This is a genomic window from Paenibacillus sp. GYB004, from assembly GCF_036577605.1.
Lineage (GTDB): Bacteria > Bacillota > Bacilli > Paenibacillales > NBRC-103111 > Paenibacillus_AB > Paenibacillus_AB oceani.
This window is the reverse complement of the sequence record NZ_JARBDB010000008.1, coordinates 323,488-347,082: the sequence shown is the minus strand read 5'-3', so window position 1 is coordinate 347,082 and position 23,595 is coordinate 323,488. Positions and strand designations below refer to the sequence as shown.

Genomic DNA, 23,595 nt, shown 5'->3' with positions numbered 1-23,595 from the left:
AGTGGACTTTTTGAACAACCTCTTATAATGCGAGTTGAAAAAGTCCGATTTTCAGCACCGAGAAGATGGGATGAAGCTAGGAAATGAGGAGCGGAGCGTAGTGCCAGCTACGTGAGCACCGGAAGTTTCCGGCTGAATTCCATATTCGATGTCGAGCAGACTTCCTGATCGGCTTCGTGATCAAAAGTGGACTTTTTGAACAACCTCTTATAATGCGAGTTGAAAAAGTCCGATTTTCAGCACCGAGAAGATGGGATGAAGCTAGGAAATGAGGAGCGGAGCGTAGTGCCAGCTACGTGAGCACCGGAAGTTCCGGCTGAATTCCATATTCGATGTCGAGTAGGCTTCCTGATCGGCTTCGTGATCAAAAGTGGACTTTTTGAACAACCTCTTAAACAACGGTAGGAGCGTTTGCATGTCTTCTAATAAGGAAAGGCTCGACGTGCTTCTGGTCGAACAAGGATTTTACGACAGCAGGGAAAAAGCGAAATCGGCGATTATGGCCGGTCTCGTATTGGTAGATAACGACAAGATTGACAAAGCCGGGACGAAAATCCCCCGGGAGGCGTCCATTACAGTCAAAGGCGCGGTGCACCCGTATGTAAGCCGCGGCGGCCTGAAGCTGGAGAAAGCGATCCGTTCGTTCGGACTCGATCTGAACGGAGCGATTATAATCGATATCGGGGCTTCGACCGGCGGATTTACCGACTGTGCTCTACAGCACGGTGCATCGTATGTGCATGCGGTCGACGTAGGCTACAACCAACTGGACTGGAGTCTGCGCAACGATCCGCGCGTTCATGTGATGGAGCGGACGAATTTCCGGCATATGCAGCCCAGCGATTTGCCGGGAGAACCGCCGATATTTGCGTCGATTGACGTATCGTTCATTTCGCTTAAACTCATTTTGCCTCCTCTCCGACAGCTGCTGGCTCCGGAAGGGCAAGTGGCGGCGCTCATCAAGCCTCAGTTCGAGGCGGGACGCGAAAAAGTAGGGAAGTCGGGCGTCGTGCGCGATCCGCATGTTCACCGGGAAGTGCTGGAAGGCGTGCTGCAGTTTGCGCAGGAGATCGGGTTTGGTGTCAAAGGATTGACGTATTCCCCGATAACCGGCGGAGAAGGGAACATCGAATTTCTCGTCTTGTTGACGATGAACGCCGGTACGCCCGGCGTCATGTCCAAGGCGGCGCTGGAGTCGTCCATTCAGGAGACGGTGGAGACGGCGAACCGGTCGTTTTAAGCACATGCGAAAAACTCATCCGCGAGATGAGTTTTTTGTATATGAGAGAGGATTTTCCCGGTACGTGCTAGAATGTGTTCTCCATGGCCGGAAATCCGGACGAATGCGGAAGCTGGAGCTGCTCCAGGATGGAGGGGACGCTAGATGCGAACCGGTGACTCTTTCGTAATTCTGTTACTTATCGCCGTTCTTGTCATCTGGTTTTACGCGCGGGGACGCAAATGGTACGATAAGCCGAGAGCGGCGCTTGCGATTCCCCGGCAGGACGAGCTGTATTTGCCTTCCGAAGAAGTGGTGATGCTGCTGAATGCGAGGGGATATGAGATAGTGGCGGGCAAGCATAAACTTCCTGTTACGATGACAATGGACGACCAACTGCTGGAGAGCCGTATATTTGTCGATGCGTACGTAATGGACGATGAAGACCGGTTTTATGTCGTGAAGCTGGCCCGGGAGCGGATGCCTCTGGAGATGACAGGCAGCGCGATCCGGGAGAGGCTGCTGGTGTATAGCTTGCTGTACCCGGAAGCGGCCGGGGTGCTTTATGTCGATCCGGCGATCGGCTCGATCCGGAAAATTACGTTCGAAGTCGAACGGGACTAAATAGGAGGATTACATTTGCATGAAAGCCCAACGGCATTTCAAAATTAGGGAAATTATTACCGGCAAAGAAATTGAAACCCAGGACGACCTGGTGAAGGAAATGGGACTCGCCGGCTACCAAGTGACGCAAGCCACAGTTTCCCGGGATATTAAAGAAATGCAGCTGATCAAAGTACCGCTGGAGGACGGCCGCTACAAATATTCGATGCCTGCAGAGCAAAAAATCAATCCGCTGCCCAGGCTGAAGCGCGCCTTGCACGATCATTTCGTACATATCGACTACGCGGAAAATTTGGTCGTTATGAAATGTATGCCGGGTACGGCGAATACGCTCGGGGCGTTAATCGACAGTTTGGAATGGAGTGAAATCATGGGGACGATATGCGGTGACGATACGATATTGATCATATGCCGCACCAAAAGTCAGAGCGGGAAAGTGGTAAACCAGTTTAAAGGAATGCTCGGATAACCGATTTTTTCCGGCGGGAGGAAAGCGTATGCTTACAGTATTGACCATTCGCAACTTGGCTGTTATCGAACAAGTTACCGTTTCGTTCCGGAACGGTTTTTCGGTGTTAACCGGAGAGACGGGTGCGGGGAAATCGATCATCATCGATGCGCTCGGACTTATAGCGGGAGGGCGCGGCTCCGCAGAACTCGTTCGTTACGGATGCGAGAAGGCGGAGATTGAAGCGGGGTTCGAGTTGGCGCACGGACACCCGGTCTGGGACGTGCTGGCGCGGATCGGCATCGATGCCAACAGGGACGAACCGCTGATTATCCGCAGGGAAATATCGGCGCAAGGGAAAAGTTCGAGCCGGATCAACGGCCAGCTTGTCAATTTAACGATGCTGCGCGAAGCGGGCGAATGTCTCGTCAATATTCACGGCCAGCACGAGCATCAGTCGCTGATGAAGGCGGAGGCGCATATTCACTGGCTCGATATGTTCGATGCCGAAACGATCGTACCGGCTCGCACCCATTATGAGGAAGTGTATGACCGGTATACGGAACTCCGCAAAGAGCTTCGGCAACTGGAGGAATCGACGAAGCAGGCGCTGCAGATGGCCGATCTGTACCGGTTCCAGATCGAGGAAATCTCGGCGGCATCGTTAAAAATCGGCGAGGATGCATCGTTATCGGAAGAAAAGCGCAAACTAGCGAATGCGGAGAAGCTGTTTCAGAACGTGGCGGACTCATACGACGCTTTATACGGCTCCAAAGGGTTATCGGCGATTTCGAAAGCGATTCAACGCATATCCGATGTGTCGGCGGTGGATACGGCCAAGCTGAATCCGCTGCTGGAGCAAATGCAGTCGGCTTTTTATCAACTCGAAGATGCGGCCTTTCAGTTAAGGGATTACCGTGATGGGATTGAATTCAACCCGGCCCGGCTGGAGCATGTCGAGCAGCGGCTTGATATGATCGGAATGCTCCGCCGCAAGTACGGGGACAATGTAGCCGAGATTATCGAGCACGGCAAACGGATCTCACAGCAGCTGGAGCTGATCGAAAACAAGGACGAAGCGGTGAAACGGATAACGAGACAAACCGAGCAAGTCCAAGATCAGCTGCTCACGGCCGGCGACAAATTATCCAAGCTTCGGCAGCATGCGGCCAAGCGGTTAAGCCACAGCATCGAAGCCGAGTTGAAGGCGCTTCATATGGAACGGACCCGGTTCGAAGTACAGTTTCTGCGGAGCGGACATTCGGAGGATCTGGAATCGCCGAGCTTCACGCGTAACGGCCTGGACCAGGTCGAATTTCTAATTTCGGCCAATCCCGGAGAACCGCTGCGCCCTCTCGCGAAGATCGCATCCGGTGGGGAGATGTCGCGGATTATGCTGGCGATGAAATCGATCTTTGCGCGGGTAGACCGTATTCCTGTGCTTGTTTTCGATGAGGTCGATACCGGAGTCAGCGGACGGGCCGCTCAGGCGATCGCCGAGAAAATGTCTGAGCTGTCGCAATATTGCCAGGTGTTCTCGATTACACACTTGCCGCAAGTGGCCTGCATGGCGGATTCGCACTATTTAATACTCAAGACAATTCAGGCGGACCGGACCTTCACCTCGGTGGAGGACGTGCGCGATTCGGAACGGGTAAGGGAGCTGGCCCGTATGCTCGGCGGTGTGGAGGTAACGGAAAAAACGCTTGATCATGCCCGTGAAATGATTTCCCTGGCGAATGAAAAGAAAATGAACGCCAATGTGTGAAAATAGCCACAAAACGTGGCATCATTTGCAGTTATAAAACGATCGGGGCACGGTTACCTTATAGGTACGCAATCGGCGAATCGCCTAGTCAGGCAGCATGGAAAAGGGAGCGTGATCGATTTGGGTACCGGCAGAAAAAGACTGATGGGACTTATTCTCGTCTTCTTCGTTTGTTTGGGTTGCAGTTCCACTCCTTTTCAAAGCTTCGCTTCGTTCCCCGACGAATTAAGGATGTTTACCGGTCAGGGCAGACAGCTACACCTGTCGATGCCGGTCCACGCGCAGGTTACGGTTAATCCGGAAATTGTAAAAGTAAACGGAGTAGCCGAGCATTCGTTTCAAGTGGATTTAAACCGCCCAATCTCGCTTGAATCGGCGGGCAGCGGGCAAACCGATCTGCAGCTTCGCTTATTCGGGAAAATTCCGTTAAAAACCGTGAAAGTGAATGTGATGCCGGATCTGAAAGTCATTCCCGGCGGTCAAACGATTGGTGTGAAGATGAAGTCGGACGGCATCATGGTCGTCGGTCATCACCTTATCCAGGTGGCGGAGAATAAAAAAGTGTCCCCTGGCGAGGAAGCGAAAATTATGGTGGGCGATCTGATTCGGGAAATCGACGGGACGTACATCAACGATGTCTCCAAAGTGGCCGATATCGTCAAAAAGGCGGGTGAGCAAAAAAAGCCGCTCGCGCTGAAAATCCGCCGCAACAATCAAGAAATTATCACGAGCATTACACCGGCTTACGATATGCTTGATAAAACGTACCGCCTCGGGTTGTATATCCGGGATTCGGCGGCCGGCGTCGGCACATTGACCTTTTACGCACCGGATCAAGGCGTGTATGGCGCGCTGGGCCACGTCATTACCGATATGGACACGCAAACTCCGATTCCCGTCGGGGACGGTCATATCGTCCATTCCAACGTAACGTCCATCTCCAAAAGCCAAAACGGCGAACCCGGCGAGAAACGGGCCAATTTCTTCAACGAAAGCAAAGAGCTGGGCAATATCGAAAAAAATACGGCATTTGGCATTTTCGGTAAAATGTATAACGCTCCGGATCATGCTTTAGCGAAAGAAGCGATTCCGGTCGCCTTCGCGGAGGAAGTCAAGGAAGGGCCGGCTCATATCTACACCGTCATCTCCGGTCAGAAAGTGGAGAAGTTCGATATCGAGATCGTTCATGTATCCAAGCAGGAGTTCCCGGCGACGAAAGGCATGGTTATTAAAATAACCGACCCGCGTCTGCTGGAGAAAACCGGCGGGATTGTCCAGGGCATGAGCGGTAGTCCGATTATTCAGAACGGAAAAATGATCGGAGCCGTCACACACGTATTCGTGAACGACCCGACGTCGGGATACGGCTGCTTTATCGAGTGGATGCTGCAGGATGCAGGGGTTGTGATCGGTTCGAACGAACAAAAAAATCTTAAGGCCGGGTAAAAACCGCCTTAAGATTTTTCGCTTTTTGTCGAACGATCGCGTATCGGGAAGAAAAATATTATTATAGATGATTTGTTGAAAAAAAGAAAGAAAAAAATTTTTCGACAGAAGGAAAAACGATCGCCGTGTCGAAAATCTTTAGTAGTGGAGCAATCTACCAACACTTTCTGCGTTACAATCGAAGGAGGATATGAAGTTGCAAAAGATCGAATTGCTATTGGCCGACGACAACCGAGAATTCACAAATTTATTATCGGAATTCATCTCCGAGCAAGACGATATGGTGGTGGCGGGCGTCGCCTATAACGGCAACGAGGTGCTGTCTTACATCGAACAAAACAAGAAAGTGCCCGACGTCCTCATTTTGGATATTATTATGCCGCATCTGGACGGTCTCGGCGTGTTGGAGAAGCTTCGCGAGATGAACCTCAACCCGCAGCCAAAAATTATAATGCTTACTGCGTTCGGTCAAGAGAATATTACTCAAAAAGCGGTTCAATTGGGAGCTTCTTATTATATATTGAAGCCTTTCGATATGGAAATATTGACGAACCGGATTCGTCAGCTCGTCTCCAATTCGAGCCCGATGACGTCTTCCGTCGCATCCAAGCCCAATGTCGTGCCGATTACAAAAGGCAAAAACCTGGATGCCAATATTACGAGCATCATCCATGAGATCGGCGTACCCGCACATATTAAAGGTTATCAATATTTGCGCGAAGCGATCACGATGGTGTACAACAACATCGAAATCCTCGGTGCCATTACGAAAACGCTCTATCCGGCCATTGCCGAAAAATACAAAACGACCCCGAGCCGTGTTGAACGGGCGATCCGCCATGCGATCGAAGTCGCTTGGACGCGCGGCAATATCGACAGCATCAGCCACTTGTTCGGTTACACCATCAACATCAGCAAGTCGAAGCCGACGAATTCCGAGTTCATCGCGATGGTGGCGGACAAGCTGCGGATCGAGCATAAGGTTTCTTAATAAGTTCTGCTGCTGTACGGTTCATGCGCTGCCGGGAAATTAAGCCAGCATGCCAGTATAAATAAAGTCAGGGTCTTACCGGTAAACCAGCGCGAAATTATCGGCTTCCGACGGCCATCGTTCCGATAAGCTTCAGCGCGGCTCTCCACGAAATCAACTAAATACGCGAATTCACCCCCGGTTCTCTTCGATGGAATTGGCAGCTGGTGCATACTTTAAGTGTATACGAAATGGGGGAAAATTACAAACGTTTGTTCGCATATAAAACAATAAACATTCATTTTTGGATTAAACGCTCTTTGTCCTATGGGAAAGGGCGTTTTATTTTTTTATTTTAACTTCAACGAAGGTTTGACGTTGCTAAAGGCTAGAGCGTGGATAGCGAGAAGTCAAAAGCCCAAAAGCGAAAACCCCAACCCCAACCCCAACCCCCAAAAACCAATAGCTCATAGTTAAACACCGAAAACGATACCAAAACCCAAAACCTAAAGGTGAAAGCACATTTCCTTATCGATCAGTTGTTGCCGCAAGTCGTTTTTCGCTGACCTTTCAGCTTCCTCCTCAACCTATAGACAGGGGAAAAATGGAATAAGAGCGGTTTGTACCTTCTATTTTGTCCAAAACCCGCTTGAATGGAAAATTAAGAGCGGTTAGAAGCTGCTATTATCAGCCAGAAGGCTGCGAACCCACTAATTGGCTTAAAATAGGGGCTGCAAAAGAGGCTGTCGATTCATTGTGTAGAAGTGTTAGCAGACCGTTCCAAGTGAAAAGTTACCTTCTTCTGCTCAAACAGGTTGTCCGGAAATCCCTTGATTGAATAAGGATTGTAAGGTAGGGGATTCCAGACAAAACTCGCCAGAAGGTAATCTTTTCCCTTTCCACTTGGTTGTCCACAATGAATCGATAGCCTCACAAACCGCCTCTATTTCTCCCTGACATCGACAGATTCGGAAAATAGAGGGTGCTAGAGACTCTGCGCGCCTAGCCAAGCTAGGCACAACTAGCTGATGAAAGTTCAGTCGGGGTAGGGGCCAAGCCGCCCCGTAGCTAGCAGGCAGACGCAGGAGAGATCCGGCGGCTGAAGCCCTGCGAAAAAACTGCGCAAAGCGCAAGGAAGCGAATTCACAGGCCGTAATGGACCGACCGTGAATCCCACCGCATCGTAATAGCGAACCTTTCGAGGACAAGAGAGCGCCGAGCCCCGGGAGTCCGGGCGAAGGCCAAGGAACGTGTGAAGAACTTGGAGCTGCAGCACGGAAGAACTCTCCGGTGTAAAGGGATCGGCATGTGAAACGGCTATTTTGACAATATCCCCCATGAAAAGCTCATGGAACTGGTGGAACAGCGAATCAACGATCGACGTATGCTCAAAGTGATCCGGAAATGGCTGAAAGCTGGGGTCATGAAGGACGACAAGTTCTTCGAAACGGACATCGGAAGCCCGCAGGGCGGCGTAATCTCGCCATTTATAGGGAATATTTACCTCCACTATTTAGACATGATCTGGGAGAAACAGTTTACCGAGCTGGGGACACTGGTGCGATATGCGGATGATCTGGTGATTTTATGCCACAAGAAGGAACACGCGCTGAAAGCCATTGAGGTGCTGAAGGCGGTGTTTGGAAAACTCGAGCTAAAGATGAACGCCCAGAAAAGCAAGCTGGTCAACCTCTGGATGAAAGAGAAGAACCAAGGGTTTGATTTTCTGGGCTACCATCACAGGCGCCTCCCGGCGTATCGCAAGGGGGGAAAGAAAGCTTGGATTCTCCGAAGTTTTCCGTCGAAGAAAGTGATGAAGAAGATGCGAAGCAAGGTCAAAGAAGTGACGGCGCCGAGGAAGAAACTGACCCGAACGCTGAATGAGCTGGTAGAGGAACTGAACCCGAAAATACAAGGGTGGCGGAACTACTACGCTAAGGCGGATAAAGGCTCGGCAAACGGCTTCTTGCGAAAGATTGACTGGTACATCTGTAAACGTCTCGTGATCTTCTGGAACAACAAACACAAGCGACGGAAAACATGGCACTTCGACTTCTATTCTACACTAAAGCGTATCGGGCTGAAATCCGCAACTTTGCAGGCAAGTACGTAACTGCCCAGGGTGAAGAGCATCGGAAAGCCGTATGCGGGAAAACCGCACGTACGGTTTGACGAGGAGGGGCTGGTAATCCCAGCCCTTTACTCTACTATATTTTGTGTATTCTGTATTATCTCGGCCCGCACGAACTCCACACGTTATAAGTCACGCTCACTCGAATTAGTAATTCTCTAATTAGTAATAGAAAAACAAAGAAAACCGGCTGAGAGAGGCCGGTTTCTTTTTCTTAATATATCCCTTCATGCTGCTGCGATCAGCTAGCTTGAAGTTTATTTTCGATCTTGGCTTTGCCTTTGATTTCTTCCATCCAAGGGCCGGACAGCTCCTGGATTTTTTGGCTGGTCAGTTCTTCCTTGATATCGTCTTTTTTCTGATCGTAAGTCGGAGTCGTTGCCGCCTTTTTGTCCGTTACTTTGATGATGTGGAAGCCGTGCGACGTCTGAACCACATTGCTGAGCTCGCCTACAGGAAGCGAAAATGCGGCATCCTCAAATTCTTTGACCATCATGCCTTTGCCGAAATAGTCAAGATCGCCGCCTTGCTCTTTCGAGCCCGGGTCGGTGGATTTTTCTTTGGCCAGCGTGGCGAAATCCGCTCCGCCTTTCAACTGGGCCAGAATCGCCTCCGACTCTTCCTTCGTAGCGACCAGGATGTGAGAAGCTTTGACTTGCTCCGGCGTCGCCATCATCTCTTTGTTTTCTTCGTAATACTTCTTCATGTCGTCTTCGGTAATTGTAACTTGAGGTCCCAGAATCTTTCTGAGTCTCACTTGCATCGGCATAAATTTGTTTTTGACTTCATCAAGCGTCATACCGCTTTGCATAAGCAGCATATTGAATTCTTCATCGGAGCTGAACCCTTTTTTGAACGAAGTGAGTTCCTGCTCCAGGTCGGCGTCGGTTACTTTAAAACCGGCTTTTTCCGCTTCTTGCTTGATGAGTTCCTCGGTGATCATCGAATCGAGGATTTGCGATCCCCCGTTAAGGATCAATTGGTCAAAAAGCTCGCTTTTACCAATTTTAACGCCGTTGACGGATGCAACCGCCTCATCGCCGCCGCCGCCGTTTTTCGTAAACGCATAAATCGATACGCCCGCGAGCAAAACGAGCAGTACGAGAGAAGTAATCATCCATGTCTTGTTCTGTTTCTGCTGCCTCATCGGCAAATATGCCCCTTTCAACTGTATATTTATCGTGCTGTAGCTGACTTTTCAAACTATACCAGAATGCGATCCATAATACCTTAATTTCAGATTAAAATGAATTCGGTCGATAGAAGCGGAATGCTGAACAATTGTGTCCGAAGTTCACAAAAAATAGTTTGACCGTGACAAGAAGTGACAAACAATGACCCCTGGGTCGTATTATAATAGCAATTATGAAAAGCAAATGAAAAACAACTGAAAAGCTCAGAAAGAAAGAGGAATGAAGCAAAATGAATGCGGTTCTATTGGATGAAGCGGAAACGATTGAGCAGCTTCGAGGCGATTTGGTAGCTCTGGCGATGGAGAAAGGAACGTTCGCCGACGACACGGTGCTGGAGATGAGCCAGCAGCTGGACGAGTTTCTGGTTCAGTTTACAAAAATGCATCTAAGTACCCAGAAGCAGCAGCTACTTACATACAGGTGATAAACAGGAGCTCTCAGCAATACCCTCCGCCCGGCGGAGGGTATTTGTCGTTTTTTCCGCATGGGATGCCGACGAAATGACTAAACTAGTACAAAGTCAGACTATGTCGTACAAGTTCGGGGGAACACGTTTATGATCGCGAAATCCGTGCAGCTCAAGGCCAATCTCGAAGGGGTCGTAAAGGCTGATCCGAATACGAAACGGCTCCTGCGGTCGATCCGCCCCGGAGAAATCGCCCTAATTCGTCATCCGGACCTAGATGAGGCGGCGGCCGAAGGATTGCTCGAAGCGGGGGTGAAAGCCGTCATTAACGCATCCCGAACGATGAGCGGCACGTTTCCGCATGAGGGACCGATCCGTTTGCTGCAAGCAGGCGTACCTTTGTTTGAAATCGAGGAGGAACGGTTCGGCGACATTACGAACGGTGAAATCGTGTCGCTTCGCGCAGATGTATTAACTACTCGCCTTCTGTCGATTCCGGTACGCCCGTTTACTTACGAGTGCATGAGAAGCTCGCTCGAGGCCGCCGAGCGGAATTATGCAGCTGCCCTGCGCGACTTCGCCGCCAATACGCTTCATTACGCCGCACAAGAGCTGCAGCAACTGGCCAAGCCGATACCGATTCCTCCTCTTCGCGTCCCGCTGTGGAGAAGAGACGCGCTGATTGTCGCACGGGGGAAAGGGTACAAGGAAGACCTCGCCGCCTTGTCGGAATATATTGCAGAAGCCAGGCCGGTGCTAATCGGGGTGGACGGCGGGGCGGACGCTTTGATTGCCCAAGGCATCCGGCCGGATCTGATCGTCGGCGATATGGACAGCGTATCGGATGCGGCGCTGCACTGCGGAGCACAGCTGCTGGTACACGCTTATGAGGACGGCCGGGCTCCCGGCATGGAGCGGCTCGGGCAGCTTGGCTTGTGCGCGGAACGGGTAGCTGCCCCGGGGACGAGCGAAGACGCCGCGATGCGGATCGCCTACGAGCAAGGAGCGGATCATATCGTCGTGATCGGTTCCCACAGCCATCCCGTAGATTTTATGGAGAAAGGACGGGGCGGAATGGCCAGCACGCTGCTTGTCCGGATGCTGATCGGCCATAAACTCGTGGATGCCAAAGGAGCGAACCGGTGGATGATGCCGAAAAAGCATCAGCTTCATATCGTGCCCGGTTTCGTTCAAGCTCTGGAAGGAGGGGGCCGGTTATGAGAACGCGTCCTTCCGTATCGATTGTGGTGCCCGCATGGAACGAAGAGAGGTCGGTCGGCCAGACGCTGCAAGCGCTCCATCGGATGACGAGGCATGACGGCAGCCGGTTATGGGACGAGCTGATCGTCGTCGATGACGGAAGCTCCGACCGTACTGCTGAAGAAGCGGCGCCTTGGGCGACGACCGTGATCGAGCATGCCGTCAGACTCGGGAAAGGAGCCGCCATGCGAACGGGCTGGTCGAACGCGGCAGGAGACATCATCCTGTTCGCCGATGCCGATCTGGAAAGCTCGGCCGAGCATTTGGCCGGTCTGCTTTCGCCGATTCTGAACGATGAGGCGGATATGTCGATTGCCGCGTTTTCCGGGACGCCCCGCGGCGGAGGATTCGGGATTGTCAGACGGATCGCCGGAAGAGGGATTTTCAAGCTGACGGGGCAGCAGTTCGCCGCGCCCTTATCCGGTCAGCGGGCGGTGCGCAGCGAGGTGCTGAAACGCCTTGAACGTTCGCCTCAAGGATTCGGCATAGAGGTGGGCCTGACGATCGATGCCGCACGCCTCGGCTACCGCATATGCGAAGTACCGCTGCCGCTTTCCCACCGGGAAACGGGCAGGACGATCCGCGGATTTTGGCACCGCGGCGGTCAACTGGCGGCTATCGCCAAAACGATGTGGCTGCGGCGGGGACGTTTCGTGCCATGACCGGGACGATCGGATGGATTGGTGCGCTTGCGATACTTGGGCTATTTATGCTTCCACCGGCGGTCCGGTTTTTGCGCAGTCACGGCATGACCGTACCGAATTACGAAGGAGAAATAATTCCGGTCGGAACCGGCGCGGTTTTGATCGTTTTATATATAGCGTTGTACGGAATGCTGCAACTAAAGGCGGCTTGGGGCTTATCCGGAAGTACCGTTTCGACTATTTCAGCATATTTTCCCGCTTTTCTGCTCGTATTCGCAGCGGGCTGGACGGACGATATGATCGGCGAACGGAGCGTCAAAGGAATCGGAGGTCATTTCCGAAGCTGGCGGCAAACGCGGACGTTTACTACAGGGGCGGTAAAAGCGGCCGCGATCGGACTTGCCGCATTATGGATCGTGGCGGACGGCAGCCGGACCTGGTGGGAAGCTTGCATCGGCTGGGCGGCTATCGCGATGACGGCGAATACGCTGAATTTGCTCGATGTGAGGCCGGGCAGAGCGTGGAAAGGGTTTTATGCCGGAGCAATGGTAGTGGCGGTCGCGGAACCGGGATGGAGCGGAAACGTCTGGCTGCTGCCGGCGATCGCCGGCGGTCTGGCGCTGATGCCGGGGGATCTGAGGGGCAGGCATATGCTGGGCGACGGCGGTGCGAACCTGCTCGGCTTCGCGCTCGGCTGCGCGATTGCGGATTCGTTCCCGTTATGGCTGCAGACGGTATATCTGCTCTTTCTTGCGGCCATTCACCGGACAGCGGAGAAAGAATCGATTACCGCCTGGATCGACAAACATAAATGGGTCCGCTGGCTGGACCGATTCGGACGGGCTTAAGGCCGTCTTTTTTTTGCCCGGAAACGGGGGGCGACGTAATTGCGCTTGCGGTCGCGGAAAAAAATCCAGCCGCCGATAAACGCGACTCCGGCGACAAATAAAACGATGCCGACCACCATTTTGCCCCATAAAATATGCGGGTCGCTCTCTTCGGGTCCGAACTGCGCGAACCACGCGTCCTTCATCGCAAGAAAACCGTATGTAGCGGCAAAACCGGGAATAATCAGCAGCATAATAGCGATAAAACGCTGCACTTTCTCTCTCATCGAAGCGACCTCACTTTGCAGTCGGTAATAGTGCGAGTTCAAAAAGTCCGGTTTTCAGCACCGAGAAGATGGGATGAAGCTAGGAAATGAGGAGCGGAGCGTAGTGGGAGCTACGTGAGCACCGGAAGTTCCGGCTGAATTCCATATTCGATGTCGAGTACGCTTCCTGATCGGCCTCGTGATCAAAAGCGGACTTTTTGAACAACCTCTAATAGTCTGTCCTTCTATCTTATCCTGAATTGTATTTGATGTCCATTTCGCTTTTGGTACAATAGAGGCATCGATTCCGCAGACGGGAGGAACATACATTGTCCAATACATTTGATATCGTAGTTCTAGGGGGCGGCATCGGCGGTTATACCGCTGCGATCCGCGCAGCGCAGCTCGGGAAGTCGGTCGCTGTCGTCGAGCGGGACAAGCTTGGAGGGACATGCCTGCATCGAGGCTGCATTCCGAGCAAGGCGCTTCTGCGCAGCGCCGAAGTATATGGCACGATGAAGCGGGCCGGCGAGTTCGGAGTGATCACAGATTCCGTTTCCTTTGATTTGGCCCAAGCGCAGTCGCGCAAAGCGGCTATTGTGGAGCAGCTTTATATAGGGCTGCAATTTCTAATGACCAAACATAAGATTCACGTTGTAAAAGGCAACGGCCGTATTATCGGGCCTTCTATTTTTTCGCCGCGAAGCGGCTCCGTGGCCGTCGAGCTGGAAGACGGCGAGATGGAGACGCTCGTGCCGGGCCAACTAATCATCGCTACCGGATCGAGGCCGCGTATGCTGCCCGGACTGACGCCCGACGGAACCCGAATTATGACAAGCGACGATGCGCTTAATATGGAGCGTCTCCCGTCATCTATCGTTATCATCGGCGGCGGGGTGATCGGGGTGGAGTGGGCGACGATGCTTCACGAATTCGGCGCCAGCGTGACGGTTGTCGAAGGAGAACGCCGGATTTTGCCGACCGAGGACGAGGACGTATCGCGGGAGCTCGAGCGGTTGTTCAAAAAACGCGGTATTCGAGTGATGACGGGCGCCAAGCTGCAGGTCGAATCGGTCGAGGCGCTTGCTGACGGAGTCAAAATGAGCGTGGAGACAGCCAAAGGCACCGAAGCTTTGGCGGCGGAAACGATGCTGGTGTGCGTAGGCAGGATCGCCAATGCGGACGGCATCGGGCTGGAAAATACCGATGTCCGCGTCGATCAGGGCGTGATCCGGGTGAACGGTTCGATGCAGACGACAGAACCGCACATTTACGCGGTCGGCGACGTGAGCGGGGGAGTTCAGCTTGCCCATGCGGCCGGACACGAAGGAGTGGTCGCCGCCGAGCATGCCGCAGGCAAAACCACGCATGCTTATGCGGCCCATCTCGTGCCGCGCTGCGTATATTCGAGCCCGGAGATCGCTTCTGTCGGCTGGACGGAAAAGCAGGCGGCCGATCAGGGCTTTGCCGTAAAAACGGCAAAATTCTCGTTCAAAGCGTTGGGCAAGGCGCTCGTATACGGACAAAGCGACGGTTTCGTCAAAGTAGTCGCCGATTCGGCGACGAACGACATACTCGGCGTTCATATCATCGGGCCGCAGGCGACCGAGCTGATCTCTGAAGCAGCCTTGGCGCAGATGCTCGACGCGACGCCTTGGGAGGTCGGCGGTACGATCCATCCGCATCCGACTTTGTCCGAAGCGCTGGGCGAAGCGATGATGTCGATCGATGGGTTATCGATCGGAGGGTGACAGGCTATCCAAATTAGGATGCCGCATCAAATTGTAATTGGGACGAAAAGGGACTATAATAGGGTTATAGAGGTAACTCTTAAGACCAGGTATTAATTCTTAACTTCGTCAATTGTCATCCCATATTCCGGCGGGCGGCAGCGCTTCTCCAGCGTTGGCCGTCTGCTGACCAGGAGGTCGAAGTCCCATGTCCATTGGTCAATTGACTACTCATAAGCAGCTTGGCATTTCCGATCAGCAAGCGCTCGAGATGTACAAATTTATGCTTCTCGCCAGAAAGTACGACGAACGGGCTCTGCTTCTCCAGAGAGCAGGCAAAATCAACTTCCACGTATCCGGTATCGGACAAGAGGCGGCCCAGGTTGGCGCCGCTTTCGCACTTGACCGGGACCGCGATTATTATTTGCCGTATTACCGGGACTACGGCTTCGTCCTGTCCGTCGGTATGACCGTGCGCGATCTGATGCTCTCGCTGTTTGCCAAGGCGGAAGATCCGAACAGCGGCGGCCGCCAGATGCCCGGACACTTCTCGCACAGAAAGCTGCGCATCGTAACCGGGTCTTCGCCGGTGACGACGCAAGTTCCTCATGCCGTGGGCATTGCGCTCGCAGCCCGAATGAAAGGGGAATCGCTTGTCTCTTTCGTTACGTTCGGCGACGGCTCCAGCAACCAGGGCGATTTTCATGAAGGGTGCAATTTCGCCGGTGTGCACAAGCTGCCGGTCATTTTCATGTGCGAAAATAATCAATATGCGATATCCGTTCCGCTGCATAAGCAGATCGCGGCTCCGGTAGCGGACCGTGCGGCAGGTTACGGCTTCCCGGGCGTTCAGGTGGACGGCAACGACGTGCTCGCCGTATACAAGGCTGTCAAAGAAGCCCGCGAGCGGGCGATCCGCGGAGAAGGACCGACTCTGATCGAGGCGATTACGTACCGGATCTCGCCGCATTCCACATCGGACAACGATCTGGCTTACCGCACGAAGGAAGAAGTCGATCTGCATAGGGGCAAGGATGCTATTCCGCGGTTTAAGGCGTACTTGATCGAGTGCGGGATATGGAGCGAAGATGAGGATGCCCAGTTGATCGATCAGTTGGTGAAAGAAATCAAAGAAGCGACCGAGTTCGGGGATAAGGCGCCGTTCCCGGCAACGGATGATTTGTACCGGTATGTGTATGCCGAAGAGGGAGGCGAGTAACCGATGGCGGTCGTGAACTACTTAACCGCAATTCGCGATGCGATGAGCGAGGAGATGGCGCGGGACAGCGACGTGTTCGTGCTGGGGGAAGATGTCGGGTACAAGGGAGGCGTATTTACCGCTACAAAAGGGCTGATCGAGAAGTTCGGAGAAGCCCGGGTGCTCGATACGCCGCTTGCGGAATCGGCGATCGCGGGCGTGGCGATCGGAGCCGCCATGTACGGCATGAAGCCGATCGCGGAGATGCAATACGCCGACTTTATGCTGCCGGCGACGAACCAGATCATCAGCGAGGCGGCCAAAATCCGCTACCGCTCGAATAACGACTGGTCGTGTCCGATCGTCATCCGCGCTCCGATCGGGGGAGGCATATTTGGCGGGTTGTACCATTCGCAATGCACCGAATCGATCTTTTTCGGGACGCCTGGAATTAAAATTGTGTTTCCGTCCACGCCGTACGATGCCAAAGGGCTGCTTAAAGCGGCGATCCGCGATGCGGACCCGGTCTTATACTTCGAACATAAGAAATGTTACCAGCTTGCGGAAGGGGAAGTTCCGGAGGAAGAATATATCGTGCCGATCGGCAAAGCGGATGTCAAACGGGACGGGACGGATATTACCGTCATTACGTACGGATTGACGGTCCATTTTGCGCTGGAAGCGGCGGCGGAGCTGGCGAAGGAAGGCATCAGCGCGCTTGTGCTCGATCTGCGCACGATCCAGCCGCTGGATAACGAAGCGATCCTGGCCGCCGCCTCCAAAACCGGAAAAGTGCTCATCATCCACGAGGACAACAAGACGGGCGGCGTAGGTGCGGAAGTGTCCGCCATCATAGCCGAGGAGCTGCTGTTCGAGCTGGACGCGCCGATTATGCGGCTGTGCAGTCCGGACGTGCCGGCGATGCCGATCAGCCCCGTTCTGGAGAAGCATTACATGCTGAATAAGGATAAAGTAAAAGAAGCGATGAAAAACTTGGCGTTGTACTAAGAAAGCAGACGGTTCGGGCGTACAGGTTGGAGCTGCGAAGTTCAATTCAGCGGACGGCAGTCCGGACGGACGATCTCATAAGCTCCGGCTTCGTACAAGCCGCAAGTAGCATCCTATAAGCAAATGAAAGTCGCGGGAGGTTGAAAAGCATATGAAAGGAACGAAGGCGCAAGGGACGGAGATCGTCATCCCGCAGCTCGCCGAATCGCTTGTATCGGCTACGATCAGCAAATGGCTGAAAAAGCCGGGAGATTATGTGGAGCAATACGAGCCGATCTGCGAGCTGATCACCGAGAAAGTGAATGCAGAGCTGCCATCGACAGTCGAAGGAACACTGCTGGAAATTGTCGCCCAGGAGGGCGAGACGATTCCGGTGGGCGGGGTGGTCGCGCTGATTGCGGAAACGGCGGCAAACGGCGCAGGCGCTGCGAACGCGGAGGAAAGCGGAAGCCAATCGGCTGCCGGCGGCGAGTCGGCAATCGCACAACCGGCGGAAGGACATGCGGCGGCAGACGGTTCGATGCGCAGCCGGTATTCACCCGCCGTACAGACGCTTGCGAGCGAGCATGGCATCGATCTTAGGGCGATCACGGGAACCGGCATGGGCGGGCGGATTACCCGGAAGGACGTGCTCGCCTACTTGGAGAACGGCCGGCCGGCCCGGGTGATCCCGGCGGTGTCGGATGCCAAGGCGGTTATCGCCGCCGTACCGGCGGTGCCTCAGGAAGCGCCCAAACTACCGGTGCGTTCGACCGGGCTTCATTTGTCCGAAGAACCTCCGATTCCGAAGATCGAGGTCGAGAGCTCGAGAGACGGCGGAAGAAATGAATACATTATCGATGTGACGCCGATCCGCAACACGATTGCGACCCGGATGCGTCAAAGCGTGGCGGAAATTCCGCATGCCTGGACGATGATCGAGGTAGACGTGACGAACCTGGTCGTGCTGCGCAACAAAATCAAAGACGAGTTCATGAAAAAGGAAGGGATCAACTTAACGTATCTGGCATTCGTGCTGAAAGCCGTCGTTAACGCGATCAAAGATTATCCGATCATGAACTCGGTATGGGCAGTCGACAAAATCATCGTCAAGCGGGACATTAATATATCGCTGTCTGTCGGCACGGAAGATTCGGTCATAACCCCTGTCATCAAAAAGGCCGATCAGAAAAATATCGCCGGTCTCGCCCGCGAAATCGACGAGTTGTCGCGCAAGGCGCGCTCCGGCAAGCTGAAGCTGGACGACATTCAGGGCGGTACGATAACGGTGAACAACACGGGCTCGTTCGGCTCGATCCTGTCGTATCCGATCATCAACTATCCGCAGGCGGTTAACTTGACGTTCGAATCGATCGTCAAACGTCCGGTCGTGATCAACGATATGATTGCGGTGCGTTCGATGGCGAACATCTGCCTGTCGCTCGATCACCGGATTTTGGACGGGGTGATCTGCGGCCGTTTCCTGCAGCGGGTGAAAGAAAACCTGGAGAGTTTTTCGTTGGACACGAAGCTGTACTAGGCCCCGACGCGCATACGCCACGCGCCCGCCAAAGCGCGGAAGGCTTGAAGCGGGCCGAAACCGTTAACCGAAAAACATTCCGATACCATACAGAACGACCGATGAGGCCATTGCGAAGAGCATCAGATATACGACGACCTTGACGAACGTTTTGCTAAACATAAGCTTTCATCTCCTCAAAAAAGGTTATACTGGGTTCATAGTAGGGCATATTTACATTGTACCTTAATCCATGTCCGGGAGGAAAGTAGTCATGATTCAACAAAATCGGCTGATCGAACAGTTTATGGAGCTGGTCCGGATCGACAGCGAGACGAGACATGAGCAGGAAATCAGCAAAGTTCTCCAGAAATTGTTCACGGAGCTCGGACTAAGCGTGTTCGAAGACGATACGGCGGCTGTAACCGGACACGGCTCGGGCAACCTGATCTTCACGCTGGAAGCGTCCGAAGGTCAGACGCATGTCCCGACTATGCTGTTTACTTGCCATATGGATACCGTAACGCCAGGCAAAGGCATCAAGCCCCGCCTCGACGACGACGGCTACATACGCAGCGACGGCACGACGATTCTCGGCAGCGACGACAAAGCCGGTGTGGCCGCTCTGATCGAAGCGATTCGCGTCTTGAAGGAGCAGGACATTCCGCACGGAAAGCTGCTGTTCGTCATTACGGCCGGCGAGGAATCGGGACTGCTCGGTTCGCGGGCGATGGCGAATAACCGGCCGGCCCAATTGGAAGCGGCATACGGTTATGCGATCGATTCCAATGGAAAGGTTGGCGCGATTGCAGTAGCCGCTCCTACCCAGGCGCGTATCCAAATTACGATTAAGGGACGTTCGGCGCATGCCGGTGTTAATCCGGAGGACGGCATCAGCGCCATCCAGGTGGCAAGCAAGGCGATTTCCCGGATGCCTCTCGGCCGGATCGATTTCGAGACGACCGCGAATATCGGCAGCTTCGCCGGCGGCGGCGCTACGAATATCGTCTGCGAGCGGGTGGATATTGCCGCCGAAGCGAGAAGCCTCGTCCAGGACAAGCTCGACCGCCAGCTGGCCGCCATGAAGGAAGCCTGCGAGTCGGCGGCGAGCGATATGGGCGCCAAAGCAGAGTTTATAAGTGAGATTATTTACCCGGCCTACAAGTATGACGAGAACGCCCCGGTCGTGAAGCTGGCGATGAAGGCGATCGAATCGGTCGGACGGACGCCGTCCACGTTCCATACGGGCGGCGGAAGCGACGCGAACATGTTTAACGGCATGGGGATTCCGACCGTCAATCTGGCCGTCGGCTATGAGAATATTCATACGACCGAAGAGCAGATGCCGGTGTCCGAGCTGGTCAAGATCGCCGAACTCGTCGTCGCGATCGTTAAGGAATCGGCGGCTCAGGCGCAAGCCTAACCGGGCTTGGCGAACCTGCATCCTCCATGAGAAAAAGCTGCCGATCGAAGCGACCGGCAGCTTTTTTTCGTAAGGGACTACGCTTCAATCGCCGCGATTCCGGCATTGTTGAACAAATTCATACAAGGAAACCATACGTTGTGGCCGTCGTTGCTTTTGCTCTCGACCGAGAAGATGACCTGGACGGTGTCATAATGCGGATCGATCGTAATATTCACGCCGCCCGCACCGCCGCACACCAGCGCCTTCGGGGAGAACAAGTCGCCGCTGTCTTTCTTATTATGGTTGATCGGCCAACAGTAGCCGTAGGAAGCTTCCTTGAAAAACTGCGCGCCATAAGTCGAAGAGATGTGGGGAATATGATTGCGCGTCATTTCGGCGACGGCGGGTGCGCCCAAAATCCGCTCGTTTCCGTACATGCCTTTGTTCAGAAACATCTGGCCGAATTTGGCGATATCGAGAGCGGTGGAGTAAGCTCCGCCCGCCGCGGAAGGCGAGCTCATCGCTTCCGGCGTATGATACCACCTCCCGCCCGGCGCGTCTTCCGGTCTCCGGATCACCCGGGAGTATAACGCCTCCGGCACGGTAAAGTAAGTATCGTTCATCTCGAGCGGAGTAAAGATATGGTCCCTGCAAAAGGACTCCAGCGTCTGTCCGCTCACTCTGCGAACGATCTCCCCGAGCAGCTCCACCCCGTAGCCGCAGTAGGACATCTCGGTTCCCGGCGGTTTCCATAACGGGGCGTCATAACCGAGAAACAATCTTTTGTGGATCATCGGATGCTGGTTGACGTCCGCGGGAGGAATGTCGACAAGCGCCTCCTTCTGGCGCGAATGTTCACCGATCTCGTTATTGCGCATGCCCGATGTGTGGGTCATGAGCTGATGAACGAGCACTTGATGCTTGCCTTCTCCGACGAATTCGGGGATGTAATAGGAAACCGGGAAGCTTAACGACAACAAGCCTTGCTCGACGAGAATCATCGCAGCCGTTGCGGTGATCGGCTTCGTGATCGAGGCGAGCGGGAACAGCGTGTCCGGCTTCAGCGGGGACGATTCCGGTCCGGGGGACGCCGTGCCGGCCGCTTGATGGGAGACGATGATTCCTTTGCGCGCGATGACAGTTACAAAAGCTTGCGAGACTTGCGTATCCGCCCAGCGCTGCACGAGTCGCTCGACATGCCGGATACGCCCGGACGACATGCCCGCGTCTTCAGGCGATCCATTTCTCAGCTTCATTTGTTGAATCAACTCCGTTTCCTATGAATAATGGGATTCTTTACCTATCGTATCGGAAAATCGGGAAACTGAAAAGGCAGTACTAGGAATCAGACCGGGGAGTGGAGTTTATGACAGAGCGATTTATGCAACCTTTGGATGTGAGGGCTATGACGGATCATCAGCCGTTTTGCGCAGGAGTCGTCTGGGTCCGCGACGGCAAGGTCGCGATTACGCTGAACACGGACGGCATCCCGGAGGCGCTCGAAGGCCGGGTGATGCGGGTCGGCGGAGTCGGCGGCGGTCAAGAGCCCGGCGAGACGATCGCGGAGTGCGCCCTCAGGGAAGCGCAGGAGGAGCTGGGCAACCTGAATGTGCGTCTGCTTTCATCGCCTGTCACTTTTTTTCACAATATGGATACGGATGAAGTTGTTCAGGTGCCCTGTATAGACGAAACTCCGCCGCTGCTGCTCCAAAGAAAAACTAACGGCAATCCGGACGTGCCTTACAAGCCGGGTTTGCCGACAGGGCCTTATGTCTATTTCGGACTGTATAGCGCAGAGACGGATGAGGCGCGGATCAACCCCGAAGACGATGTGGCCGCCATTTTGTTCGTGCCGGTGGAACGATGGCCGATTCTGGAGCAAGGCGCGACGCTCGGACAAATGGTGGAGCTGGGAAGCGAATTGCTGGAGCGGGCTCCTATCCCCCGAGAGATGCGGCTGTGGGTGCCGGAGAACGAATCGATGCGAACGGTGATGCGCTTGCTGTTCCCGCCTGACTGATGCTTTTCCTATATAATCGGTACCCGTCTTCGGATCAGGAAGGCAGTTTTTTTCTTATGTCCGTTACCAGGCCGGAAGAGGACGTTCATGAAAACGGCGGGAGATCATAGGATAAATCATAACGCTGAGGTTGCGGCCAGCCGGGAGGGAAAGTATGATTCGATGGAAAAAGGGGAGCGTCGTACGGATTATCCGCGAGCGGGACGGCATTCAGGAGGCGGAGGTGTTAACGGACGACGGGCATAGGCAGTCCGCCATTCATTATACGGATACTTTACCGAAGCTGAAGGAAGGAGACCGCGTGAAACTGAACACTACCGCGGTAGAGCTAGGGCTCGGCAGCGGAGGATACCACTTTGTCATCGACGTAACCGGCGGAGCGGACGATCCGGTCGAGGCGGCGGACGATCGGTCAGTCCCCGATCCGGCGTACGGCCGGTTGGGTAAAGGGCACCTGATGAAGCTTCGTTACACGGGGCTGCAGCGAGCGGTATTGTCCGTCGAAGAGCCGGAAAGCCCGCACCATGCCTTATTTGAGGAGCCGCGTTCGCTTGATGGAATGCCGGTATTAATCGGGGAGCTGCACAGCATGCTGCCGATCGCCCTGTCCTGGATTCGTTCGGAGGACGGACCGGATTGCCGCGCCTTGCGCGTATCGTACGTGATGTCCGACGGAGGAGCGCTTCCGCTTGGCTACAGCCGGCATGTTTCACGGCTTAATGGCCTCGGCTGGCTGGCCGGGACGGTCACCTACGGGCATGCGTATGGCGGAGATCTCGAGGCGGTCAACAAATATACGGCGCTGCTCGCGGCGCGTCACGTCCAACAGGCGGATATCGCGATTGCGGTGATGGGGCCGGGCATCGCAGGAACCGGGACGCCGTACGGCCATACGGCGACGGAGATGGCCGAGCTGATCCATGGGGTATGTGCGCTGGGCGGAGAGCCGGTCGTAATACCGCGGATCAGCTTTGCCGACTCGCGGGCACGTCATCGCGGGATCAGTCACCATCTGCTGGAGACGCTCGGCAAGCTGACCTTGGCCCGCGCTACCGTTCCGCTGCCAGAACTGGACGATGCGGAGAAGAGCGAGTTGCTGGGACTGCAGCTGGAGCGCTCGGGCTGCGCCAGCCGCCATGAGATTGTTCGGGTGTCCGGGATTCGGCTGGAGGAGATCGGGAACCGGCTGAGCCTGTATCCGGAGGAAATCAGAACGATGGGAAGACGATTACGCGACGATCCGCCGTTTTTTGCGGCTGTGTGCGCTGCCGCCCGCGTGGCGGCTCGGCTTGTCCGCCCTCGCCGATCAACTGCGGCAGAAGAGTAACGAGCTCCGCCGGCCCGCCGGCCGTTTCTTTCAGCTTGCGCAGCCGCTCGCGGATCTCCCAGCCCTTGCCAACCATGCGAAGTTGTGTCTCGCTTACATAACTTTTCATCGTCATCCCGTCCTCTTCTTCCGAATGAAAGTCTGGTATACTTTCAAATGTATGCACCGATGGGACAGGCTATGCCATGCAGCCGGTGCGAATTCGAA

The 23,595-nt window shown here is 54.3% G+C and carries 22 protein-coding genes and 1 pseudogene; 18 read left to right on the top strand and 5 right to left on the bottom strand.

The window, feature by feature from the left end; genetic code table 11:
* The first annotated feature begins 415 nt into the window (after positions 1 to 415).
* From PV433_RS05605 to PV433_RS05575, 7 genes are all read left to right on the top strand, one after another.
* A complete protein-coding gene (locus PV433_RS05605) occupies positions 416 to 1,240 on the top strand; it encodes a TlyA family RNA methyltransferase (RefSeq protein ID WP_332071181.1) in 825 nt (274 codons plus the stop codon).
* Positions 1,241 to 1,384: 144 nt separating this feature from the next.
* Entirely contained in the window at positions 1,385 to 1,843 is a 459-nt protein-coding gene (locus PV433_RS05600; RefSeq protein ID WP_332071180.1) for a hypothetical protein, read from the top strand.
* 19 nt (positions 1,844 to 1,862) lie between these two features.
* Positions 1,863 to 2,312, top strand: coding sequence for a transcriptional regulator AhrC/ArgR (ahrC, locus tag PV433_RS05595; protein ID WP_190925392.1), 450 nt, complete (start codon positions 1,863 to 1,865; stop codon positions 2,310 to 2,312).
* Positions 2,313 to 2,340: 28 nt separating this feature from the next.
* Positions 2,341 to 4,059, top strand: a complete 1,719-nt coding sequence (gene recN / locus PV433_RS05590; protein WP_332071179.1) for a DNA repair protein RecN — start codon at positions 2,341 to 2,343, stop codon at positions 4,057 to 4,059.
* 144 nt (positions 4,060 to 4,203) lie between these two features.
* The gene (gene spoIVB / locus PV433_RS05585) at positions 4,204 to 5,505 is read left to right on the top strand and encodes a SpoIVB peptidase (RefSeq protein ID WP_332071199.1); all 1,302 of its coding nucleotides are present in this window, start codon (positions 4,204 to 4,206) and stop codon (positions 5,503 to 5,505) included.
* 196 nt (positions 5,506 to 5,701) lie between these two features.
* Complete coding sequence (spo0A, locus tag PV433_RS05580) at positions 5,702 to 6,496, top strand: sporulation transcription factor Spo0A (RefSeq protein ID WP_190925388.1); 795 nt, start codon at positions 5,702 to 5,704, stop codon at positions 6,494 to 6,496.
* A gap of 1,327 nt (positions 6,497 to 7,823) precedes the next feature.
* The gene (locus PV433_RS05575) at positions 7,824 to 8,588 is read left to right on the top strand and encodes a reverse transcriptase domain-containing protein (protein ID WP_332071177.1); all 765 of its coding nucleotides are present in this window, start codon (positions 7,824 to 7,826) and stop codon (positions 8,586 to 8,588) included.
* Between the two features lie 259 nt (positions 8,589 to 8,847).
* On the opposite strand, the gene PV433_RS05570 is transcribed toward PV433_RS05575, so the two are convergent.
* Complete coding sequence (locus PV433_RS05570; RefSeq protein WP_332071176.1) at positions 8,848 to 9,753, bottom strand: foldase protein PrsA; 906 nt, start codon at positions 9,751 to 9,753, stop codon at positions 8,848 to 8,850.
* A 275-nt stretch (positions 9,754 to 10,028) separates the two neighbouring features.
* Here PV433_RS05570 and PV433_RS05565 point away from each other — a divergent pair, with 275 nt between their 5' ends.
* From PV433_RS05565 to PV433_RS05550, 4 genes are all read left to right on the top strand, one after another.
* Positions 10,029 to 10,223, top strand: a complete 195-nt coding sequence (locus PV433_RS05565) for an aspartyl-phosphate phosphatase Spo0E family protein (RefSeq protein WP_190925384.1) — start codon at positions 10,029 to 10,031, stop codon at positions 10,221 to 10,223.
* A gap of 132 nt (positions 10,224 to 10,355) precedes the next feature.
* The gene (steA, locus tag PV433_RS05560; RefSeq protein ID WP_332071175.1) at positions 10,356 to 11,426 is read left to right on the top strand and encodes a putative cytokinetic ring protein SteA; all 1,071 of its coding nucleotides are present in this window, start codon (positions 10,356 to 10,358) and stop codon (positions 11,424 to 11,426) included.
* Positions 11,423 to 12,127, top strand: a complete 705-nt coding sequence (locus tag PV433_RS05555) for a glycosyltransferase family 2 protein (protein WP_332071174.1) — start codon at positions 11,423 to 11,425, stop codon at positions 12,125 to 12,127. The genes steA and PV433_RS05555 overlap by 4 nt, the downstream gene beginning before the upstream one ends.
* Positions 12,124 to 12,957, top strand: a complete 834-nt coding sequence (locus PV433_RS05550) for a hypothetical protein (RefSeq protein ID WP_332071173.1) — start codon at positions 12,124 to 12,126, stop codon at positions 12,955 to 12,957. Before PV433_RS05555 ends, PV433_RS05550 begins: the two co-directional genes overlap by 4 nt.
* Here PV433_RS05550 and PV433_RS05545 read toward each other — a convergent pair.
* Positions 12,954 to 13,223, bottom strand: a complete 270-nt coding sequence (locus tag PV433_RS05545; RefSeq protein ID WP_190925377.1) for a DUF2627 domain-containing protein — start codon at positions 13,221 to 13,223, stop codon at positions 12,954 to 12,956. The genes PV433_RS05550 and PV433_RS05545 overlap by 4 nt on opposite strands.
* A 308-nt stretch (positions 13,224 to 13,531) precedes the next feature.
* On the opposite strand from PV433_RS05545, the gene lpdA reads away from it, so the two are divergent.
* The 4 genes from lpdA (at position 13,532) to PV433_RS05525 (ending at position 18,657) form a co-directional block, all read left to right on the top strand.
* Complete coding sequence (lpdA, locus tag PV433_RS05540; protein ID WP_332071172.1) at positions 13,532 to 14,953, top strand: dihydrolipoyl dehydrogenase; 1,422 nt, start codon at positions 13,532 to 13,534, stop codon at positions 14,951 to 14,953.
* Between the two features lie 187 nt (positions 14,954 to 15,140).
* Entirely contained in the window at positions 15,141 to 16,151 is a 1,011-nt protein-coding gene (locus PV433_RS05535; RefSeq protein ID WP_332071171.1) for a thiamine pyrophosphate-dependent dehydrogenase E1 component subunit alpha, read from the top strand.
* Positions 16,152 to 16,154: 3 nt separating this feature from the next.
* The gene (locus PV433_RS05530; protein ID WP_332071170.1) at positions 16,155 to 17,138 is read left to right on the top strand and encodes an alpha-ketoacid dehydrogenase subunit beta; all 984 of its coding nucleotides are present in this window, start codon (positions 16,155 to 16,157) and stop codon (positions 17,136 to 17,138) included.
* Between the two features lie 151 nt (positions 17,139 to 17,289).
* The gene (locus tag PV433_RS05525; RefSeq protein WP_332071169.1) at positions 17,290 to 18,657 is read left to right on the top strand and encodes a dihydrolipoamide acetyltransferase family protein; all 1,368 of its coding nucleotides are present in this window, start codon (positions 17,290 to 17,292) and stop codon (positions 18,655 to 18,657) included.
* Between the two features lie 63 nt (positions 18,658 to 18,720).
* Here PV433_RS05525 and prli42 read toward each other — a convergent pair whose 3' ends face one another.
* Positions 18,721 to 18,819, bottom strand: coding sequence for a stressosome-associated protein Prli42 (gene prli42, locus PV433_RS05520; protein WP_190925367.1), 99 nt, complete (start codon positions 18,817 to 18,819; stop codon positions 18,721 to 18,723).
* 91 nt (positions 18,820 to 18,910) lie between these two features.
* Here prli42 and PV433_RS05515 point away from each other — a divergent pair, with 91 nt between their 5' ends.
* The gene (locus PV433_RS05515) at positions 18,911 to 20,059 is read left to right on the top strand and encodes a M20/M25/M40 family metallo-hydrolase (protein ID WP_332071168.1); all 1,149 of its coding nucleotides are present in this window, start codon (positions 18,911 to 18,913) and stop codon (positions 20,057 to 20,059) included.
* 77 nt (positions 20,060 to 20,136) lie between these two features.
* On the opposite strand, the gene PV433_RS05510 is transcribed toward PV433_RS05515, so the two are convergent.
* A complete protein-coding gene (locus PV433_RS05510; protein WP_332071167.1) occupies positions 20,137 to 21,297 on the bottom strand; it encodes a serine hydrolase domain-containing protein in 1,161 nt (386 codons plus the stop codon).
* Between the two features lie 110 nt (positions 21,298 to 21,407).
* Between PV433_RS05510 and PV433_RS05505 the strand changes: the two genes are divergently transcribed.
* Both PV433_RS05505 and PV433_RS05500 read left to right on the top strand, forming a co-directional pair.
* Positions 21,408 to 22,061, top strand: coding sequence for an NUDIX hydrolase (locus tag PV433_RS05505; RefSeq protein ID WP_332071166.1), 654 nt, complete (start codon positions 21,408 to 21,410; stop codon positions 22,059 to 22,061).
* Between the two features lie 154 nt (positions 22,062 to 22,215).
* A complete protein-coding gene (locus PV433_RS05500) occupies positions 22,216 to 23,388 on the top strand; it encodes a DUF3866 family protein (protein ID WP_332071165.1) in 1,173 nt (390 codons plus the stop codon).
* A 37-nt stretch (positions 23,389 to 23,425) separates the two neighbouring features.
* On the opposite strand, the pseudogene mciZ reads toward PV433_RS05500, so the two are convergent.
* Positions 23,426 to 23,497: pseudogene (gene mciZ / locus PV433_RS34015) on the bottom strand (Z-ring formation inhibitor MciZ); the annotation flags it as partial.
* Between the last annotated feature and the right edge of the window lie 98 nt (positions 23,498 to 23,595).

Excerpts from the sequence above, each read along its gene's own strand:
- PV433_RS05565 (WP_190925384.1), top strand. The coding sequence starts at position 10,029 with ATGAATGCGGTTCTATTGGATGAAGCGGAAACGATTGAGCAGCTTCGA.
- recN (WP_332071179.1), top strand. The coding sequence starts at position 2,341 with ATGCTTACAGTATTGACCATTCGCAACTTGGCTGTTATCGAACAAGTT.
- PV433_RS05535 (WP_332071171.1), top strand. The coding sequence starts at position 15,141 with ATGTCCATTGGTCAATTGACTACTCATAAGCAGCTTGGCATTTCCGAT.
- PV433_RS05605 (WP_332071181.1), top strand. The coding sequence starts at position 416 with ATGTCTTCTAATAAGGAAAGGCTCGACGTGCTTCTGGTCGAACAAGGA.
- PV433_RS05575 (WP_332071177.1), top strand. The coding sequence starts at position 7,824 with ATGGAACTGGTGGAACAGCGAATCAACGATCGACGTATGCTCAAAGTG.
- spoIVB (WP_332071199.1), top strand. The coding sequence starts at position 4,204 with ATGGGACTTATTCTCGTCTTCTTCGTTTGTTTGGGTTGCAGTTCCACT.
- PV433_RS05515 (WP_332071168.1), top strand. The coding sequence starts at position 18,911 with ATGATTCAACAAAATCGGCTGATCGAACAGTTTATGGAGCTGGTCCGG.
- ahrC (WP_190925392.1), top strand. The coding sequence starts at position 1,863 with ATGAAAGCCCAACGGCATTTCAAAATTAGGGAAATTATTACCGGCAAA.
- steA (WP_332071175.1), top strand. The coding sequence starts at position 10,356 with ATGATCGCGAAATCCGTGCAGCTCAAGGCCAATCTCGAAGGGGTCGTA.
- PV433_RS05600 (WP_332071180.1), top strand. The coding sequence starts at position 1,385 with ATGCGAACCGGTGACTCTTTCGTAATTCTGTTACTTATCGCCGTTCTT.
- PV433_RS05505 (WP_332071166.1), top strand. The coding sequence starts at position 21,408 with ATGACAGAGCGATTTATGCAACCTTTGGATGTGAGGGCTATGACGGAT.
- PV433_RS05555 (WP_332071174.1), top strand. The coding sequence starts at position 11,423 with ATGAGAACGCGTCCTTCCGTATCGATTGTGGTGCCCGCATGGAACGAA.
- PV433_RS05530 (WP_332071170.1), top strand. The coding sequence starts at position 16,155 with ATGGCGGTCGTGAACTACTTAACCGCAATTCGCGATGCGATGAGCGAG.
- PV433_RS05545 (WP_190925377.1), bottom strand. The coding sequence starts at position 13,223 with ATGAGAGAGAAAGTGCAGCGTTTTATCGCTATTATGCTGCTGATTATT.
- PV433_RS05510 (WP_332071167.1), bottom strand. The coding sequence starts at position 21,297 with ATGAAGCTGAGAAATGGATCGCCTGAAGACGCGGGCATGTCGTCCGGG.
- PV433_RS05570 (WP_332071176.1), bottom strand. The coding sequence starts at position 9,753 with ATGAGGCAGCAGAAACAGAACAAGACATGGATGATTACTTCTCTCGTA.
- PV433_RS05550 (WP_332071173.1), top strand. The coding sequence starts at position 12,124 with ATGACCGGGACGATCGGATGGATTGGTGCGCTTGCGATACTTGGGCTA.
- PV433_RS05500 (WP_332071165.1), top strand. The coding sequence starts at position 22,216 with ATGATTCGATGGAAAAAGGGGAGCGTCGTACGGATTATCCGCGAGCGG.
- prli42 (WP_190925367.1), bottom strand. The coding sequence starts at position 18,819 with ATGTTTAGCAAAACGTTCGTCAAGGTCGTCGTATATCTGATGCTCTTC.
- PV433_RS05525 (WP_332071169.1), top strand. The coding sequence starts at position 17,290 with ATGAAAGGAACGAAGGCGCAAGGGACGGAGATCGTCATCCCGCAGCTC.